Source organism: Streptomyces sp. NPDC039480 (assembly GCF_055597165.1).
Window position 1 is genome coordinate 53004 of sequence record NZ_JBVITX010000018.1, and the last position, 17483, is coordinate 70486.

A 17483-nucleotide genomic window follows, 5' to 3' on the forward strand; every position below is an offset into this window, starting at 1 on the left:
GATCCGCAGATACTCCACCACTTTTCAGGTATCCCGCTGATGTCACTTTCGCCGTTGTCCACCGACAGCTCACGGGCCAGCGGAATTGTGTCGACTCATTGCCGGGTGCGGCAAGTGCTTCCCTGGGCGAAGGGGGAGGTCAGCGCCGGTTGAAGCGGAGGTGATACCTCCGCCGTCCTTCCGTACAGGCCCTTCCGTACATGGGGCCTCCCCCGCCGCACGCACTTGTAATAAGGTCTGCGGGATTGTGTTCTGTCCGCCGCGCCGGACGGAGCGGCGTCCGACGTGGCGCCATGTCCTCATTCACGCATTCCTGCGCCCGCGCCTGCCGGCGGAGTTCTGATAAACGCGTGAGAGCGCTCTCAGCCGCAGAATGCGCTTTCCTCCCTCGTAGCTGATCTCGTAGCTGATCTCTTGGCTGACCTCATGACAGATCTCATGGCTGGTCTCGTGGCGGGGTGCCGTGCTGTTGGCCCGAATCGTCGCCCTTCGGCTCACGCGGGCCTCCGCCGGGACGCGAGTGCTGGTTGAGCAGGCCTCCTGAACCCGTCGGGAGTGTGGGTGCGCACCGCTCGGCGGTTGCTCTCAGGCCGGTATGCCCTCCGCGACAAGGAGCACGCGACCATGCCCACAGGTCCCTTGGTTCACGGCGATGCGCCGGGTGGAACACCTTGGTGAGCGGCCGGCACACCGAGGTGTGTCTGGTCGGCGCCGGCCCGCGCGGGTTCTCCCTGCTCGAACGGGTCTGCGCGCAGGAACGCAAGTCCCCGCTGTGGGACCGGGTGACCGTGCACGTCGTCGATCCCGAGCCGCCCGGTGCGGGGCGGGTGTGGCGGCCCGCGCAGTCGCCGCATCTGCTGATGAACACTGTCGCCTCGCAGGTGACGGTGTACACCGACGGCAGTGTCAGTATCCGCGGGCCGCTGGAGGAGGGGCCCAGCCTCTACGAGTGGGCCAGGGCGCTGGGCCGGGGCGCCGTCGCGCCCGGTCCTGCCACGCCCCGCGACGAGGACGTCCTGGCCGAGGCCCGGGCGCTGGGGCCGGACACCTATCCCACCCGCGCCCTGTACGGGCGGTATTTGACCTGGGCGTTCCAGCAGGTCGTGGCGAACGCTCCGGCGCATGTGGCGATCCGGGTGCACCGGGTGCGGGCGGTGGCCCTGGAGGAGGAAGAGGCGCGGGCCGAGGCGGGGTTGGGCGGCGGGGCGCAGGTGGTGGTGCTCGAGGACGGCAGGCGGCTGAGGGGGCTGTCCGCGGTGGTGCTCGCGCAGGGGCACGTCGCCGTGCGCGCGGGTGAACAGGAGCGCGGGTACGCCGAGTTCGCCGCCCGGCACGGTCTGGTCTACGTTCCTCCGGCCAACCCCGCGGATGTGGACCTGTCGTGTATCGCGCCGGGCCAGGACGTGCTGCTGCGCGGTCTCGGTCTGAACTTCTTCGACTACATGTCGCTGTTCACTCACGGCAGGGGCGGCACGTTCGAGCGCGTCGGGGGGCGGCTGGTCTACCGGCCGTCGGGGCGCGAGCCGCGGCTGCACGCCGGTTCGCGGCGCGGCATCCCGTACCACTCGCGCGGCGACAACGAGAAGGGCGCCCACGGCCGTTACCGGCCGCGGCTGCTGACCGTCGAGCATGTCGCGGCGCTGCGTGCGGCGGGCCGGGGGCCGCTGCGGTTCGCCGAGGACCTGTGGCCGCTGATCTCGACGGAGGTGCAATGCGTCTACTACGAGGCGCTGCTGGCCGCGCGGGGCGAGGACCGCGCCGCGGTGGCCCGGTTCGCCTCGCGTTTCCTGTACGCGGCGCCGGGGCGGGCGCAGGAGGGGGTGCTGGCGGCCGCCGGGATCGGCCGGGCCGAGCGCTGGGACTGGGAGGTCATCGCCCGTCCGTACGGGCCGCGTTCCTTCGGTGATCTGGCGGAGTTCCGGTCCTGGCTGCGGGAGTACCTGGTGCGGGATGTCCGGGAGGCGCGCCGGGGCAATGTGCGCGGGCCGCTGAAGGCCGCTTTGGACGTGCTGCGTGATCTGCGCAACGAGATCCGGCTGGCCGTGGACCACGGGGGGCTGGCGGGCGCCTCGCACCGTGAGGAGCTGGAGGGCTGGTACACGCCGCTCAACGCGTACTTGTCGATCGGCCCACCCGCCGGGCGGGTGGAGGAGATGCTCGCGCTGATGGAGGCCGGGGTGCTCGATGTGTCCTGTCCCGGTATCCGTGTCACCACCGCCCCCGGCGAGGGCGGTGCGGGGCAGGGGGCGTGCTTTGTGGGGACGTCGGCGCGGGTTCCCGGAGTGCGGGTGCGGGCCACCGCGCTGATCGAGGCCCGGCTGCCCGAGATCGACCTGCGCCGCACGGCCGATCCGCTGATGCGGCAGCTGCTGGAGTCGGGGCAGTGCGGCCCCTACCGCGTCCAGGAGTACGAGACGGGCGGGCTGGCCGTGACGCGCTCGTACCGGCTGCTGAACGGTGCCGGGGCGGCGCATCCGCGGCGCTTCGCGTACGGGGTGCCCACGGAGTCGGTGCACTGGGTGACGGCCGCGGGGATCCGGCCCGGGGTCGGCTCGGTGACGCTGGAGGACTCCGACGCCATCGCGGGCGCGGTGCTGGCGCTGCCCGCCCCGCCGCGGCCCTCGCCCCGCGCGGGCGGCGGGCCGACGCCGGCTCCCGGCCCACAACAGGCACATGAGGCGAGAGAGGTGCAGCCGTGAGGACGACACGCAGCGACCGTGTGGAGTCCGCTCCCGCGGTGCAGCCGGATGCCGGGCTGTTGTCGCCGGTCCGGGTGGGCACCGAGGTCGAGGCCGCGGTCGGGGATTATGCCTGGCTGCAGGCGATGCTGGACGCGGAGGCGGCCCTGGCCCGGGCGCAGGCCCGCATGGGCACGGTGCCCGCCGCGGCCGCCGAGGCGATCACCGCCGCCGCCCGGGCCGACCACTTCGACGTACGCGAACTGGCCCTGGCCGCCCGGCAGACGGCGAACCCGATGGTCGCCGTGGTCGCCGCGCTGACCGCTCTGGTCGCCCGGCAGGCGCCGGAGGCCGCCGAGTACGTGCACCGCGGCTCCACCAGCCAGGACGTCTTCGACACCGGCGCGATGCTGGTGGCGGCGCGGGCCCTGCCGCTGATCGTGGCGGACCTGCGGGCCACGGCCGCCGCCCTGGCCGGGCTGGCGGCCGAGCACCGCGACACGGTGATGGCCGGCCGGACCCTGGCCCTGCACGCCGTGCCCACCACGTTCGGCCTCAAGGCAGCCGGCTGGCGACAGCTGATACTGGAGGCGGCCACACGCCTTGAGCGGATCGCCAACGAAGGACTCGTGGTCTCACTGGGCGGCGCGGCCGGCACACTGGCGGGCTACCTGCAGTACGCGGCACAGGCCGGCGCCGGGGGCGAGGGCCGGGGTGGCGGCAGGAGCGGAGCCGGCGCCGGAGACGGAGCCGGGGCCAACTCCGCGGCCAGCGCCGGGGCCGGGAGCGGCAGCGGAGCCAGCGCCGGAGGCGAGGCCGGCGCCAGGATCGGGGTCAGCGCCGGGGCCGGGAACGGGGGCGGAGGCGGAGCCGATGCCGGGGCTCGGAGCGGAGGCGGAGCCAATGCCGGGGCTCGGAGCGGAGGCGGAGCCGATACCGGAGGCGGGGCTCGGAGCGGGGCCGATGCCGGAGGCGGGGCCGACGCCAGGACCGGGAGCGGAGCCGACGCCGGAGGCGGGGCCAGCGCCGGGGCCGGGACCGGGGCCGGGGCCGGGGCCGGGACCGGGACCGGGACCGGGACCGGGACCGGGACCGGGGCCGGGGCCATGACCGGGGCCGGGGGCGAGGCCGGAGCCGGGACCGGCGCCAGGACCGGCGCCAGGACCGGAGCCGGTGTGGGGGTGGTGGAGCGGTTGGTTGGGGCGTTTGCTGAGGAGGCGGGGCTGGCTTGCCCCGCGTTGCCCTGGCACGCCCTGCGTACGCCCGTCGTCGATCTGGGGGCCGCCCTGGCGTACGCCGCGGGTGCCCTGGGCAAGATGGCGGCGGACGTGCAGGTCCTGGCCCGTACCGAGATCGGTGAGGTCGCCGAGCCCGGCGGGGCCGGGCGGGGCGTGTCGTCGGCGATGCCGCACAAGCGCAATCCCGTCCTTGCGACCCTGATCCGCTCGGCCGCGGTGCAGGTGCCCGCGCTGAGTTCCGTCCTGGCGCAGTGCCTGGCCACCGAGGACGAGCGTTCGGCGGGGCTGTGGCACGCCGAGTGGCAGCCGCTGCGCGAGTGTCTGCGGCTGACCGGGGGTGCCGCCCACGCGGCCGCCGAGCTGGCGGCGGGCCTGAGCGTGCACCCGGAGCGGATGCGCGCCAACCTCGATCTGACGGCCGGCCAGGTCGTCTCCGAGCGCCTGTCGGCGTATCTGGCGCCCCTGTTGGGCCGGGCCGCGGCCAAGGAGCTGCTGGGTGAGGCCCTGGAGCGGGCGCGGTCCTGCGGGCGTCCGCTCGGCGAGGTGCTGGCCGAACTGCCGCGCCTGAAGGGCGTGGTGAGCGCCGCGGAGCTGGCGGATCTGCTCGATCCGCGGCAGTACACCGGTGCCGCGGGGGTGCTGGTGGACCGCGCGTTGCGGGACTGACACCCCCCCCGGGCGCTCCCCCCTCTCCTCTCCCCCGTCTCTTCTGTCCCTTCTCTCTTGAGGCAGGTGACCTCCCGTCGTCCTTCCACTGTCCCCACCTTCCGTTCGTATCGGCCGGGCAACCGCCCGGCCATCCCGCAGCAACCGTCCAGCCGGAGGAATGTCATGCCGCCACTGCCGCCCGCCCGTGTCGTCCGTGCCGTGGAGAGTGTGCGCGCCGCTCTGCAGAGCCTGACGCGCAGACTCGCACCGCCGCCGTTCGCCCTGCTCGAACTCGTCCAGGGCGCCATGGTCAGCCAGGCGATCCACGTGGCCGCCGAGTTGCGCGTCGCGGAGACCCTCGTGGACGGCCCGCTGAAGCCGGCGCAGATCGCCGAGCGGGTCGGCGCGGACCCCGAGGCGCTGCACCGGCTGCTGCGCCTGCTTTCGACCTACGGCATCTTCACCGAGCACAAGGACGGGCGGTTCGCCCTGACCCCGATGGCGCGGGCGCTGCTCAAGGACGCCCCGATGTCCATGTACGGCATCGCCCGGCTGATGGGCCATCCCATCCACTGGGAGGACTGGGGTCACCTGGTCGACGCGGTGCGCACCGGTGAGCCGAGCCTGCCCAAGCTGCGCGGCATGGGCGCCTTCGAGTATCTGGAGGCCAACGCGGAGTACGGGGCGATCTTCACCGGCGGCATGGGCGCGATGTCGGGCACGGAGACCGAACCGCTGCTGGCCGCCTACGACTTCGCGCGCTATGGCACGGTGGTCGACTTCTGCGGCGGCCGGGGTGATCTGCTGGCCGGTGTGCTGAAGAAGACGCCCGCGGCGCGGGGCATCCTGTGCGACCCGCGGGTGGGCACCAACGGCGCCGCTGCCTTCCTGGCGGAGCAGGGCGTGGCCGGCCGGTGCACGGTCACCGACGGCGGCCTGTTCGACGCGGTGCCCGGCGGCGGTGACGCCTACATCCTCAAGCACATCCTGCACGACTGGCCGGAGCCGCAGGCCCTGGAGATCCTGGGCAACGTCCGCAAGGCGATGAAGCCCGGCGGCCGGCTCCTCGTGATGGAGATGGTCATCCCCGACAAGGTCAACGGCCCGCACTCGGGCAAGCTGGTCGACCTGTGGCTGATGCTGCTGGTCGGCGGCAAGGAGCGCACCCGCGCCCAGTACGCCGAGCTGCTGGCCAAGGCCGGCTTCCAGCTGGAGCGCGTGGTGCAGACGCCGGCGGCGATCTCGATCGTCGAGGCGAGCCCGCGCTGAGCGTGCCGGTGCACGTGCCGGCGCCGCGGCCCCCGTTCTTCCCGGGCCGCGGCGCCGGCTCTTTTTTCAGCGCTGCTGTGGTTGCTTGCGGGTGGTGCGCAGGGGGACCTCGCGGACCAGGAGCGCGGCGGTCAGGGCGAGTCCGGCGGCCAGCGAGGCCAGCAGGAACGCTCCTTGGACGCCCTGGGCGACGGCGCTTTGGTAGAGGGTGCGCAGGGCGGCCGGCAGGCGGCCCATGCCTTCGGCGTCCAGCCGGGTGTCGCCGGGGGCGGCGCCTTGGTGTGCGCTCATCGCCTCGCGTACGCGGTGGTTGAACAAGGTGCCCATGACGGCGACGCCGACCGACTGGCCCAGGGTGCGGAAGAGGGTCATGGCGGCGGAGGCGACGCCCACTTCCTGCGGGCCGACGCTGTTCTGGGCGACGGTCATCACGTTCTGTCCCAGAAAGCCCATGCCGGCGCCGAGCAGGGCCATGAAGAGCGCGGCGGTCGGGCGGGAGGTGCCGGTGCCCAGGTGGGAGAGGAGCAGGGTGCCGGTGAGCATGGCGGCCGAGCCGGTGAGCTGGAAGATCTTGTAGCGGCCGGTGCGGGCGACGGTGCGTCCCGAGAGCTGGGAGGCGAGGACCAGGGCGGCGAGCATGGGCAGCAGGAGCAGGCCGGAGCCGGTCGCGGAGAGGCCGTGCACGGCTTGTTGGTAGAGGGGGAGGTAGAGGACGGCGCCGAACATCACGAAGCCGTTGGTGAAGCTCAGGACGGCCATGAGGCAGAAGTTGCGGCGGCGGAAGAGGTGCGGGGGCAGGACCGGTTCGACGGCGCGGGACTGGGCGTGGACGAAGCCGGCCAGGGCCGCGGCGGACAGGGCGGCCAGCGTCACGATCACCTTCGAGTCCCAGGCGTGTTCGACGCCGCCCCAGGTGACCACCAGGACGAAGGAGACGATGCACAGGACCAGCAGGAGCGCGCCGACGTAGTCGATGTGTGCTTTCCTGCGCCGGCCGGTCACCCGCACCAGGCGGGCGATGAGGACGAGGGCCAGGGCGCCGACGGGCAGGTTGATCCAGAAGGCCCAGCGCCAGCCGATCCAGTCGGTGAGGGCGCCGCCGGCCAGCGGGCCGACGATCATGGAGAAGACCATGACGCTGGTGATCATGCCCTGGTAGCGGCCGCGTTCGCGGGGCGGGATCAGTTCACCGATGACCGCCATGACGCCGACCGCGAGCCCTCCCCCGCCCAGCCCCTGCAGGGCGCGGGCGGCGATCAGCTCGGGCATGGCCTGGCTCAGCCCGCACAGCAGGGAGCCGGTCAGGAACACCGACATCGCCACGACGAGCCACCGCTTGCGCCCGTACATGTCGCCGAGCTTGCCCCACAGGGGGACGGAGGCCGCGGCGGCCAGGGTGTAGGAGGTGACGGCCCAGGACAGGTAGGTGGTGCCGCCGAGTTCACCGGCGATGGTGGGCATCGAGGTCGCCACGATCGTGGTGCCCAGCGAGGAGGGCAGCATCGCGAGCAGCAGGGGTATCAGCGCGAGGCGTACGCTGCGCTGCCGGGGGCCGTGTCTGGTCCCCTCGGTCTCGCCCGTCGGCGCGTCCACGGGCTCCTCCTTCTGGCCTGGGCTCCTCATCTGATGTGCATGGTGGCCATCATGCCCCGCACGCCGTGCTCGAACATGTGGCAGTGGTAGAGGTAGTGGCCGCGGTAGGTGTCGAAGACGGCCTGGAGCCGGACGGTTTCGCCGGGGGCGAGGAAGATGGTGTCTTTGAGGCCGCTCTCCCCCGGCTCCGGCGGCCGGCCCGCGCGTTGCAGGATGCGGAACTGCACCAGGTGCAGGTGGAAGTTGTGTTCGGCGCGGGCGTTGGCGTTGGTGACCGTCCAGATCTCGCTGGTGTTGAACTTGATGCGGGCGTCGACGCGTTCGGGGTCGTACACCTTCTCGTCGATGTAGGCGCCGGGGTGTTCGCCGCCCTCGTCCATGCGCAGCACGACCTCGCGCTCGGTGTCGGGGCGGGGCAGCGGCGGCAGGGTGCGCAGCCGGCCGGGTATCTCGCTGGGGTCCGCTGCCGTGCGCACCACGTCGAAGCGCAGTACTTCGCCGATGTCCTGGGCCGGTCCGCTGCCGGTGGTGTTGGTCAGCACCACGCTGCTGCCCACGGGGTAGCGGGAGAAGTCGACGATGACGTCGGCGCGTTCGCCCGCGGACAGCGCGATGCGGTCGGTGGTGTGGGGGGCGGTGAGCAGGCCGCCGTCGGAACCGATCTGGACGAGGGGGCCGCCGTCGGCCAGGCGCAGTTCGAAGCGGCGCTGGTTGGAGGCGTTGAGCAGGCGCAGCCGGTATTTGCGGGCGGCGACCTGGAAGTAGGGGTAGGGCACGCCGTTGGCCAGGAGGGTGTTGCGGCCGCGGTCGCCCATGGCGTAGGCGAGTTGGCCCTGTGCGTCGAAGCGGGCGTCGCGCAGGGCGATGACGACTTCGTAGCGTCCCTTGGGCAGGGGCAGGGAGCGTTCGGTGGCGTCGGTGAGCAGGTAGCAGCCGGACAGGCCACGGTAGACGTTCTCCGCTTCGAGGTGGTGGGCGTGGTCGTGGAACCACAGCGGGGCGTGCGGCTGGCGGTTGGGGTAGTGGTAGACGCGGTCCTTGCCGGGTTCGATGACGTCCATCGGGTCGCCGTCGCTCTCGGGGCGCACCGCGGCGCCGTGCAGGTGGACGGCGGTCGGCACGGTGAGGCGGTTGCGCTGTCTGATCACGACGGGGCGGTTGGTGCGGGCCTTGATGACGGGGCCGGGGAAGTGGCCGTCGTAGGTGAGGACGTCGGTGGGGGCGCCGGGCAGGATCTGTGCGCGGGCGGGCTGCATGGTCATCACGTACACGTCGCTCTTGCCGCTGCGGCTGTGGGGTCGCTTCACGGGCAGCAGCGGCATCGGGCGCCGGAACTTTTCCAGGGCCTGGGCGGGCGCAGGGGTGGTGTCGGGGGTGGGTGGGGTGCGTGCGTGGGCGGCGAGCAGCGGGGTGAGGCCGGCGCCGGTCAGTGCTACTCCGGTGGTGGCGAGCGTGGCGCTCAGGGCACTGCGTCGGGTGATCATGGGTGTCTCCAGGGCTGGTCGGCACCGCTGCCGGCGTGGGCGTGGTGGTGGGTCGGGCAGTCATGCGGTCGTGCGGCAGGGTGCGCGCGCGTGCGGTCGGTGCGTGGGGTGGGGCGGTGGCCGGGGGTGCTCATCCGGTGCCGAGCTTGAAGCCCACTCCGCGGACGGTGACGACCCATCCGCTGGCGCCGAGCTTGCCGCGCAGGCTGCTGACGTGGGTGTCGATGGTGCGGCGCGACCAGGAGTCGCCCCATACCTGCTGCAGGAGCTGCTTGCGCGGGATGACCGTGTCGGGCTGGGAGGCCAGCAGGCACAGCAGGTCGAACTCCTTGCGGGTCAGGGCGACCGGTTCGTCGTCCACGGTGACCTGGCGGGAGTCGACGTCGATGCGCAGCCGGCCGTGGTCCAGTTCCCTGGCCGCGGCGGGCTGCCAGCGGGTGCGGCGCATCACCGCCTCGATACGGGCGATGAGTTCGCGCAGCCCGTAGGGCTTGGTGACGTAGTCGTCGGCGCCCGCGTGCAGGCCGAGGACGCAGTCCAGTTCGGACTGGCGGGCGGTGACGATGATGATGGGGACCCGGCTGACCTCGCGGATCGCCCGGCACACCTCCAGGCCGTCCAGGTCGGGCAGGTCGAGGTCGAGGAGGACCAGCTCGACGTCCTCGTAGGCCTGCAGGGCCGCGCTGCCGTGCCGGACGCCGATGGGGTCGTGGCCGTGGCGGCGCAGCTGGGCCGTGAGGGAGCCGGCCAGGGCGGTGTCGCCGTCCACCACCAGGATGCGCTGGCCGGTGGGTGCCCGGGCGGTCGCCGGGGCGCCCGGCTGGGTGGGCCGGGCGGCCTCGGGCACGGGGGCGAAGGGCTCCAGCAGTGCCGGTGACGGTATGTGGCTCATGCCTCCCCCGTGGAGTGTGCGGTGCCCGGGCGGGTTGTTGTTACGGCTGGGCGTGCGGCCCGGTGAGGGGCTGTCCGGGGTTCAGGACCCACGCCGAGTCGTGCCGGGTGAAGCCCATGCGCGGGTAGTAGCCGGTGGCGGCGGGGGCCGACAGGAGCACCACCTTGGCGTCGGGTGCCTCGCGGCGGGTGGCCTCCAGCAGGGCGGTGCCCACCCCGGAGCGCTGGTGGCGGCGGATGACGGCGATGTCCGAGAGGTAGGTGACGTAGGAGAAGTCGGAGATGCTGCGGGCGATGCCGATGAGGGTGCCGTCCGCCTCCCGGGCGATGACGACGAGGTTGGCCTGGCGGACCATCGCGGCCATCCGCGCGCGGTCCTGCACGGGGCGGCGCTCGCCCAGGCCGGATGCGTGGTAGACCGCGAGGACGTCGTCCAGGTCGAGGTCGGGGCCGTTGACGCGTTCAGTCTTCCAGCTCATCGAGCTTCTCCAATCGCCGCCGTATGACGTCGTGATGGACCAGGAACCGTTCGGGCCGCAGCTCCTGGCGCAGTTCGACGCCCTCGTGGGCCAGGGTGTCGGTGAAGGGGGTGCCGGTGGCCGCGGTGCGGTTGGCGGCGGCCTGCGCCGAGCGGTAGGCGTGCTCGCGCTCGGTGCCCTCGCCCAGCAGCTCCACCAGGACGGCCGAACTGTAGATGAGGCCGTGGGTGCGTTCCAGGGCGGCCCGCATCGCCTGGGTGTTCACGCGCAGGTGCGCCACCAGCTCCTCGGCCTTGGTGGCCTGGAAGTGGGCGACGGCCAGGCTGTCGGGCAGGATGACCCGCTCGACCGACTGGTGGGCCAGGTCCCGCTCGTGCCACAGGGCGACGTCTTCCAGGGCGGTGGTGGCGTAGCCGCGCAGCAGGCGGGACAGGCCGCACAGCCGTTCGCTGGTGGTGGGGTTGCGTTTGTGGGGCATGGCGCTGGAGCCCTGGTAGGCGGGGGCGCGCTGTTCCTCGACCTCGGCGACCTCGGTGCGCTGCAGCAGCCGCAGCTCCAGGGCGATCTGCTCGACGCAGGCGCCCATGGCGGCGACGGCCTGCACCAGTTGGGCGTGCCGGTCGCGGGCGACGACCTGGCTGGGCGCGGGTTCGATGCCCAGGCCCAGCGCCTGGCACACGTACTCCTCCACATAGGGGTCGATGAGGGCGTAGGTGCCCACCGAGCCGGAGATGGTGCCCACCGCGACGGCCTGGCGGGCGGCGGCCAGGCGGTGCAGGGAGCGGTCGACGGCGAAGGCGTAGCCGGCGAGTTTGTGTCCGAAGGTGGTCGGCTCGGCGTGAATGCCGTGGGTGCGTCCGACCATCAGGGTGTTCCAGTGTTCCAGTGCTCTGGTGACCAGGGTGCGGCGCAGGCGCCGGCCGGCGGCCGTCAGCAGGTCGCCGGCGCGGGCCAGGGTGTGGCCGAGCGCGGTGTCCACCAGGTCATAGCTGGTCATGCCCAGGTGGACCCAGCGGGCCGAGGATTCGGGGATGTTCTCGCAGTAGGCGGCGAGGAAGGACAGGACCTCGTGGTCGCGGTCCTTCTCGATCTCGGCGATGCGGTGGGCCAGGGGCACCGGGGCGCGGCGCATGTCGTTCAGGGCGTCCTCGGGGACGCGTCCCAGGCGCACCTGGGCCTCGGTGGCCAGGATCTCGACGCGGACCCAGGTGGCGTAGCGGGACTGGTCGGAGAAGAGATCCGCCATCTCGGGCAGGGTGTATCGGGCAATCATGCAACGACCTCTGTTCTCCGGGTGGTCAGTACGCCTCGAAGTACTCGCGCTGTTCCCATTCGGTGACCTGGGTGTCGTCGGTGCCGGTGGTGGCGCGCCAGGTCTGGTAGCGGTGCAGTTCGCTCTCCTTGAGCTTGGTCAGGCAGGCCGTCAGCGGGCGGCCGAGGAGCTGGGCGGCGCGTCCGGTGCGGAAGGCGTCCAGGGCTTCGGCCAGGGACTGCGGCACGTACTGGGCGGTGGCCGGTCCTGGCTGTTCGGCGTGGTGTGTGCCGGTGGCGTTGCCGGTCAGGCCCTCCAGGCCGGCGAACAGCTGGGCGGCGATGGCGAGGTAGGGGTTGGCGCACGGTTCGCCGCTGCGGTTCTCGATGTGGGCGCCGGTGCCGCCGCCGACCACGCGGAGCATGACGCTGCGGTCCTCCATGCTCCAGTCCATGCGGGTGGGGGCCAGGGAGTGGCGGGAGTTGAGCCTGCGGTAGCCGTTGACGGTGGGCACCGACAGCAGGAACAGTTCCCGGCTCCAGGCCAGCAGGCCGTCCGCGTAGGCCTTGGCCTGCGGGGAGAGGCCGCCCGCGGGTCCTTCGGCGGCGAAGAGGTTGCGTCCGTCGGCGGTGTCAAGGACGGACTGGTGCAGGTGCCAGCCGCTGGGGTCGAAGGCGTCCAGGCGCGGCTGGGACATGAAGGAGGCGTGGTGGCCGCGCTGGGCGCACCAGCGTTTGGTGACGGTGCGGAACAGCAGCATCGCGTCGGCGGTGTCCAGTGCGGACATCGGGCTGAAGGTGGATTCGACCTGGCCGGGGCCCGATTCGTGTTCCATGGAGCGCAGCGGTAGGCCGAGCGCGCTCAGGTGCATCGCCAGGGGGTCGGTGAGGTGGGCGACGGAGTCGTAGCGGGCGTCGAGGTTGAACTGGTAGCCGGCGTTCAGCGGCGCCACCTGGGGGGCCTGGCCCTGCAGGCCGAAGCCGTTGCCCTGGTTACCGGGCTCGCCCGCCAGCAGCCGGGTGAGGTACCACTCGACTTCCAGGCCCACCACCGGCGTGTAGCCGTGGGTGCGGTAGGCGGCTTCCAGGCGGCGCAGGACGGCGCGGGCGGACAGCGGGTGTGCGCTGCCCTCGCGCAGGTATTCGTCGCCGATGACCCAGGCGGTGCGCGACTGGGTGCCGGGCAGCAGCTGGAAGGTCAGCGGGTCGGGTACGAGGATGAAGTTGCCGGCGCCGGCGAGTTCCTCCACGCCCAGGCCGGGTTCGCCCAGGAAGTCGACGGCGATGGCGTGTCCGGTGTCGAAGAGGAAGGGGCCGGGGCTGAAGTTCATGCCGTTGCGCAGCACGGAGCGGAAGGTGTCGGCGGTCAGTGTCTTGGAGCGGGCCAGGCCGTGCGGGTCGGGGAAGACCAGGCGGACGAAGTCGATGTGGGCGAGGTCGGCCTCGATCTGTTCGGCGGCGGCGGACTGTTCCTCGCTCCACAGTCCGTGGTCGGCGACGAAGGAGGGGGTGCCCACGGCGTCCTGGGCGGCTACGGAGCGCCATGACCGGGTGTACATGGTTCAGGGGGTCCTTTCGGTGGCGGGGACGAGCGCGTGCCGGGCGCGGGGCGGGGGCAGCGGCCCGAGCTCCTGCTCCAGCCGGTGGGCCACCCTCAGGACCAGGTCGTCGGCGCCGACGGGCCCCACGAGCTGGATGCCGGCCGGCAGTCCGGAGGCGGTCAGGCCGGCCGGGAGGGTCACCGCGGGCTGGCCGGTCATGTTGAAGGGGTAAGAGGCCGGTGACCAGGCCAGCCAGAGCAGGTCGCGGGGGTCGGCCGCCCAGGGCGGGGCGATGGCGTCGAGGGCGAACGGCTCGATGGGGACGGTGGCCATGGCCAGCAGGTGGTGACGGCGCATCACCGAGCGCAGCCGGGTGCGCAGTTGCTGGCGGACTCCTTCGGCGCGCATCAGGGCGGTGCCGCTCAGGGTGCGTCCGTAGCGGACGATCTCCAGGCGGCCCGGGTCGCAGTGTTCCTCGTCCTGGCGGTCGGTGCCGGCCGCTTCGGCCGCGGCCAGGATGTCCACGAGGGCCGGGTAGAGGTCGTCGCAGCGCACCTCGACGCGCTCGACCTGGTGGCCCTGGCCGGCCAGGGCGGCCATCGCCTGTTCGCTCACCGTGCGGATCTCGTCGGTGGTGCCCTCGTACTCGATCCATCCGATGCGCCGGCAGGGGCGGTCGGCGGGCAGATCGATGGAGCCGAGTCCGGAGTCGGGGTCGGCGGGGTGGGGGCCCGCGACGACGGCGGCCAGGGCGGCCGCGTCGGCGACGGTGCGGGCCAGGGTGCCCTGGTGGGCCAGCCGGTCGACGCCGTTGGGGACGTAGGGGACGCGGCCGTAGGAGGGTTTGTAGCCGGCCACGCCGCAGAACGCGGCGGGGATGCGGATGGAGCCGGCCCCGTCGGTGGCCAGGGCGCCCTCGCCCAGGCCGGTGGCCACGGCGGCGGCGGCTCCGCCGCTGGAGCCGCCCGCGGTGAGGTGGGGCGCGTAGGGGTTGGCGGTGGGCGCGGTGAGGCGGCCCAGGGTGGCGGCGCTCCAGCCGTACTCGGAGGTCGTCGTCTTGCCGATGACGACGGCGCCGGCCGCGCGCAGCCGGGCGACGGCCGGGGCGTCCTTGCGGGGGCGCCGGTTGGTCAGCAGGGAGCCGCGGGTGGTGGGCAGGTCGCGGGTCTGCAGGAGGTCCTTGACCGAGACCGTGACGCCGAGCAGCGGGGCGCCGTGCCAGGCGTCGGCGCCGCGTTCGCGGATGCGCCGGTCGGCGGCTTCGGCGGCCTGGAGGGCGGTGTCGCCGGCGGCGGTGACGAACGCGCCCAGCGTGTCCTGTTCGCGTACGGCGCTCAGCACCTGCTGGACGTGTTCGGTGACGGTGCTCTCGCCGCGGCGCAGGCGTGCGGTGAGCTCGGCGATCCCCGGGGCGGTCATCGTGGGGTGCCCAGGGGGTCGGGGCGGGCCGCTCCGGTGGCGGTGATGGTGCGCCAGTGCCAGGCGGCGTCGAACGCGGTGACCTGCAACGGGGCCCCGGCCAGGGCCAGTTCGGCGGCGAGCGTGGTGGCGCGGGCGATGAAGCGTGAGACGCGGTGGGCGGCGAGCAGGTCCTGTTCGGTGAAGGCGGTGCCCGCGCAGCGCAGCAGGCGCAGGTCGACGAAGCCGTTGAAGGTGCGTCCGGCCACCTCGACGGGCTGCGGGGAGCGGATGGAGAAGCGCACCTTGTTGTTGACGTGCCCGTGGTGGTGCTGGTCGGAGAAGAACGCGATGTCGGGGATGGTGGGCGGTACGAAGTGGTCGCGGGCCACCACGGCGGGGTGGCGGGGCAGGTTGCCGGGGACGAAGTGCCAGGAGTTGTACTGCATGCGTGAGGACATCGCCCATGCCGCGTCGGCCACCGCCTCCAGCGAGCCGCCGAAGTGGGTGCGGGCCCGGGGCCGGGGCACCACGCAGCAGAAGTAGTGGGTGATGTCCCAGCCGCAGATCTCCGCCCAGCTCTCCGCGCGCAGCGCGCCGATCAGGGCGGGCAGGGAGCGCATGCCGCGGCTCATGGCGAAGTCGACGTCGCAGACGGCGGCGACGGCCGCCACGCTCTGGTGGACGAGGGCTTCCAGGCCGGTGCCGTAGGAGGCGTGCGGGCGGGCGAGCCACTGCGGGGCGGCGGCGGCGCTGTGGCCCAGTTCGTCCAGGGTGGCGCCGTCGAGCGGGAGGTGCTCGGCCAGGTGCCGGCTGATCTCCTCGTCCCGCTGCCGGGCGCCTTGGGCAGTGGTGGCGATGCGCTCCACCTTGTGCATCAGCGTGCCGTGGATCTCGCGGTAGAGGGGGGCCTGGCGGATCACCTGCCGGCGGCGGGCGCCCAGGGCTTCGGCGAGGGTGTTCAGGTCCTCCATGCCGTGCGAGGCGGCGGGGGCGACCGGCTCGCCCGGGACGCTGTTGTAGGAGCGGCGGATGCGCTCCAGCATGGCCGCGACGTGGTCGATGCTCAGCTGGGTGCCGTTGGCCTCCTCGACGCGGCCGAAGCCGGCCGAGCGGATGAGCAGGGTCAGGCCCGCCACCAGCTGCACGTCGTGGTCCGACCACAGTTCCAGGGGCAGTTGCTGCAGGCTGCTCAGGACGCAGTCGGGGTGGCCCGGCCACAGGGTCTTGCCGGTGAGGCTGTTCTGCTCGCGGAAGTTGGTGTACTGCCGGTGCTCCTGGTAGAGGACGAAGGGGGCGGTGCGCAGGGCTGCTTCCTTGGCCTGTTCCAGGAGGGCGTCGCGGCCCTTGTCGCCCTGCCGCTCCAGCCAGGCGCGGCAGTCGGCCAGGGTGGCCGCGCCGCGGGCGGCGGCGCGGTCCAGCTCGGCGCGGTAGGCGCGGGCGGCCTGCAGCGACCAGGGCACGCGTACGACACCGCCGACCAGGTTCCGGCGGTCCAGGGGGCCCTGGGCGGGGCCGCGCAGGAGGATCCGGCCGGTGGTGGCCAGGGCCAGCTCGCCGATGAAGACGGGTTCTTCGTCGGCTGCCTCGATGAGGTCGACGGCCGTGCCGGGGCCGGTGTCCTGGGCGTCGGCGGCCGGGGCGTGGGGGTCCTTCGTGCGCCAGGTCAGCTGCCACAGGGCCTGGAAGGCGGCTTCGTCGGAGGTGCTCAGTGCCCGCAGCTGCACCTCGGGGGGCACGTGCCGGTCGAGGCTGAGCAGGATGTCCACGCAGGCGCGCGGGTCTGCGGCGGTGCGGGCGCGTTCCCAGACCCGCTCCAGGAGGCCGGGGAACCCGGCGCCGGGCTCGCGGGTGCGGTCGGGTCCCGGCGCGGTGCCCGCGGGGGTGCCCAGCCGGCTGGGGCGGCGGCTGACGCGCTTCCTGGCGTTGGCGGCGCGGCGGCTCTCGCGCTCGGCCGGCCCGTTCATGAGCTGCCCGCGGTCAGGTCGATGTGGCTCCACAGGCTCGCGTCGGTGGGGTCCCAGTCCTCGTCGACGTAGATGCAGTCGACGGGGCACTCGAGCACGCAGGCGGGACAGCCCGAGCACAGCTCGGGAATGATGATGACGTCGAGACCGCGGTCGAATATGGCGCCGAACTCCTCGGGGCAGCTGCGCAGACAGCTGTCGCAGGTGATGCACTCCGAGGTCTCTATGCGGCGCGGTGGCTTCTTCCAGTTCTCGCCGCGAGTTCGCGCGGCGATCCGCTCGGAACGGGCGGATTTCGCCGCCGGTAATGCGTTCTCGCTCACGGAACACTCACCCTTCGGGTCGGTTCGAGACGCCCACATCGTTACGACGGGGTCTCGACCACTCCATGAGCTTCGGTGGTGGATTACTCGACTGCTTTGTTCAACCGGAGAAATGCTCGGTTGAACAGTGGCGGGGGGCCGATACCGTCGGGCCGGGAAGCCGACGGGGACACCGACCACGAACAGGAGCAGCCACGATGCCTGCGACGCCGGGGCCGAAACTGATGACGTTCCTGACCTTCAGGAGCCAGGCCGAGGAGGCGCTGGAGTTCTACACCGCGCTCTTCGACAACTCCGAGGTGCACCGGATGATCCGGGCCAGGGCCGGGGAGCCGGGGTGGGAGGAAGGAACGCTGCAGCACGCCGTCTTTACACTCGACGGGCAAATGTTCATGTGTACGAACATGCCGCCGCCCGGGGCCATTGGATACGATCTTGCCCCGTGGGATTCGTATGAGTTCTCTCCCGCGACCGCGATATATGTGCAGTGCGAATCGGAAAGCGAATTTGATCGTCTCTACACGGCCCTTTCCGAGAAGGGTGAGGTCATCATGCCGGCGGGCGGGTATGAATTCAGCGCCCGGTTCGGGTGGCTGACCGACCGGTTCGGGGTGTCGTGGCGCATCAATCTCGTGCCGGCCAGGGGGGCTCGCGCCCGGCGGGCGGCCCAGGCGGACTGAGAGCGGCGTAAGTCGGCAGACGGACACGGCTGAGGCCGGCCCA

The 17483-nt window shown here is 72.7% G+C and carries 13 protein-coding genes; 4 read left to right on the plus strand and 9 right to left on the minus strand.

Features of this window, described 5'->3' with window-relative positions; translation table 11 throughout:
• Positions 1-674: 674 nt before the first annotated feature.
• From ACZ56E_RS38145 to ACZ56E_RS38155, 3 genes are all read left to right on the plus strand, one after another.
• On the plus strand, positions 675-2699 hold the full coding sequence (locus ACZ56E_RS38145) for an FAD/NAD(P)-binding protein (protein WP_471221599.1): 2025 nt from the start codon (positions 675-677) through the stop codon (positions 2697-2699).
• On the plus strand, positions 2696-4582 hold the full coding sequence (locus ACZ56E_RS38150) for a lyase family protein (RefSeq protein WP_471221600.1): 1887 nt from the start codon (positions 2696-2698) through the stop codon (positions 4580-4582). The genes ACZ56E_RS38145 and ACZ56E_RS38150 overlap by 4 nt, the downstream gene beginning before the upstream one ends.
• Positions 4583-4747: 165 nt before the next feature.
• Positions 4748-5833, plus strand: a complete 1086-nt coding sequence (locus ACZ56E_RS38155) for a methyltransferase (RefSeq protein WP_471221601.1) — start codon at positions 4748-4750, stop codon at positions 5831-5833.
• A 66-nt stretch (positions 5834-5899) separates the two neighbouring features.
• Here ACZ56E_RS38155 and ACZ56E_RS38160 read toward each other — a convergent pair whose 3' ends face one another.
• The 9 genes from ACZ56E_RS38160 to ACZ56E_RS38200 all read right to left on the minus strand — a co-directional run bounded on the left by ACZ56E_RS38160 (position 5900) and on the right by ACZ56E_RS38200 (position 16760).
• Positions 5900-7426 (minus strand): MDR family MFS transporter, encoded by a 1527-nt coding sequence (locus tag ACZ56E_RS38160; protein WP_471221602.1) that lies wholly within the window; start codon positions 7424-7426, stop codon positions 5900-5902.
• Positions 7427-7452: 26 nt separating this feature from the next.
• Positions 7453-8910 (minus strand): multicopper oxidase family protein, encoded by a 1458-nt coding sequence (locus ACZ56E_RS38165; protein ID WP_471221603.1) that lies wholly within the window; start codon positions 8908-8910, stop codon positions 7453-7455.
• A gap of 130 nt (positions 8911-9040) precedes the next feature.
• Positions 9041-9802: a winged helix-turn-helix domain-containing protein gene (locus ACZ56E_RS38170; RefSeq protein WP_471221604.1), complete on the minus strand. Its 762-nt coding sequence runs from the start codon at positions 9800-9802 to the stop codon at positions 9041-9043.
• 40 nt (positions 9803-9842) lie between these two features.
• Entirely contained in the window at positions 9843-10280 is a 438-nt protein-coding gene (locus tag ACZ56E_RS38175) for a GNAT family N-acetyltransferase (protein ID WP_471221605.1), read from the minus strand.
• The gene (gene purB / locus ACZ56E_RS38180; protein WP_471221606.1) at positions 10264-11553 is read right to left on the minus strand and encodes an adenylosuccinate lyase; all 1290 of its coding nucleotides are present in this window, start codon (positions 11551-11553) and stop codon (positions 10264-10266) included. Before purB ends, ACZ56E_RS38175 begins: the two co-directional genes overlap by 17 nt.
• 25 nt (positions 11554-11578) lie before the next feature.
• A complete protein-coding gene (locus ACZ56E_RS38185) occupies positions 11579-13090 on the minus strand; it encodes a glutamine synthetase family protein (RefSeq protein ID WP_471221607.1) in 1512 nt (503 codons plus the stop codon).
• Between the two features lie 3 nt (positions 13091-13093).
• The gene (locus tag ACZ56E_RS38190) at positions 13094-14491 is read right to left on the minus strand and encodes an amidase (RefSeq protein WP_471221608.1); all 1398 of its coding nucleotides are present in this window, start codon (positions 14489-14491) and stop codon (positions 13094-13096) included.
• Positions 14488-16437, minus strand: a complete 1950-nt coding sequence (locus tag ACZ56E_RS38195) for a hypothetical protein (protein WP_471221609.1) — start codon at positions 16435-16437, stop codon at positions 14488-14490. Before ACZ56E_RS38195 ends, ACZ56E_RS38190 begins: the two co-directional genes overlap by 4 nt.
• Positions 16434-16760: a 4Fe-4S dicluster-binding protein gene (locus ACZ56E_RS38200; RefSeq protein WP_468612746.1), complete on the minus strand. Its 327-nt coding sequence runs from the start codon at positions 16758-16760 to the stop codon at positions 16434-16436. Before ACZ56E_RS38200 ends, ACZ56E_RS38195 begins: the two co-directional genes overlap by 4 nt.
• 197 nt (positions 16761-16957) lie before the next feature.
• Here ACZ56E_RS38200 and ACZ56E_RS38205 point away from each other — a divergent pair, with 197 nt between their 5' ends.
• Positions 16958-17440 (plus strand): VOC family protein, encoded by a 483-nt coding sequence (locus ACZ56E_RS38205; protein WP_468612744.1) that lies wholly within the window; start codon positions 16958-16960, stop codon positions 17438-17440.
• The last annotated feature ends 43 nt before the right edge of the window (positions 17441-17483 follow it).

Coding starts and splice junctions, on each gene's coding strand:
- ACZ56E_RS38155 (WP_471221601.1), top strand. CDS start 4,748: ATGCCGCCACTGCCGCCCGCCCGTGTCGTCCGTGCCGTGGAGAGTGTG.
- ACZ56E_RS38165 (WP_471221603.1), bottom strand. CDS start 8,910: ATGATCACCCGACGCAGTGCCCTGAGCGCCACGCTCGCCACCACCGGA.
- ACZ56E_RS38170 (WP_471221604.1), bottom strand. CDS start 9,802: ATGAGCCACATACCGTCACCGGCACTGCTGGAGCCCTTCGCCCCCGTG.
- ACZ56E_RS38175 (WP_471221605.1), bottom strand. CDS start 10,280: ATGAGCTGGAAGACTGAACGCGTCAACGGCCCCGACCTCGACCTGGAC.
- purB (WP_471221606.1), bottom strand. CDS start 11,553: ATGATTGCCCGATACACCCTGCCCGAGATGGCGGATCTCTTCTCCGAC.
- ACZ56E_RS38185 (WP_471221607.1), bottom strand. CDS start 13,090: ATGTACACCCGGTCATGGCGCTCCGTAGCCGCCCAGGACGCCGTGGGC.
- ACZ56E_RS38190 (WP_471221608.1), bottom strand. CDS start 14,491: ATGACCGCCCCGGGGATCGCCGAGCTCACCGCACGCCTGCGCCGCGGC.
- ACZ56E_RS38195 (WP_471221609.1), bottom strand. CDS start 16,437: ATGAACGGGCCGGCCGAGCGCGAGAGCCGCCGCGCCGCCAACGCCAGG.
- ACZ56E_RS38205 (WP_468612744.1), top strand. CDS start 16,958: ATGCCTGCGACGCCGGGGCCGAAACTGATGACGTTCCTGACCTTCAGG.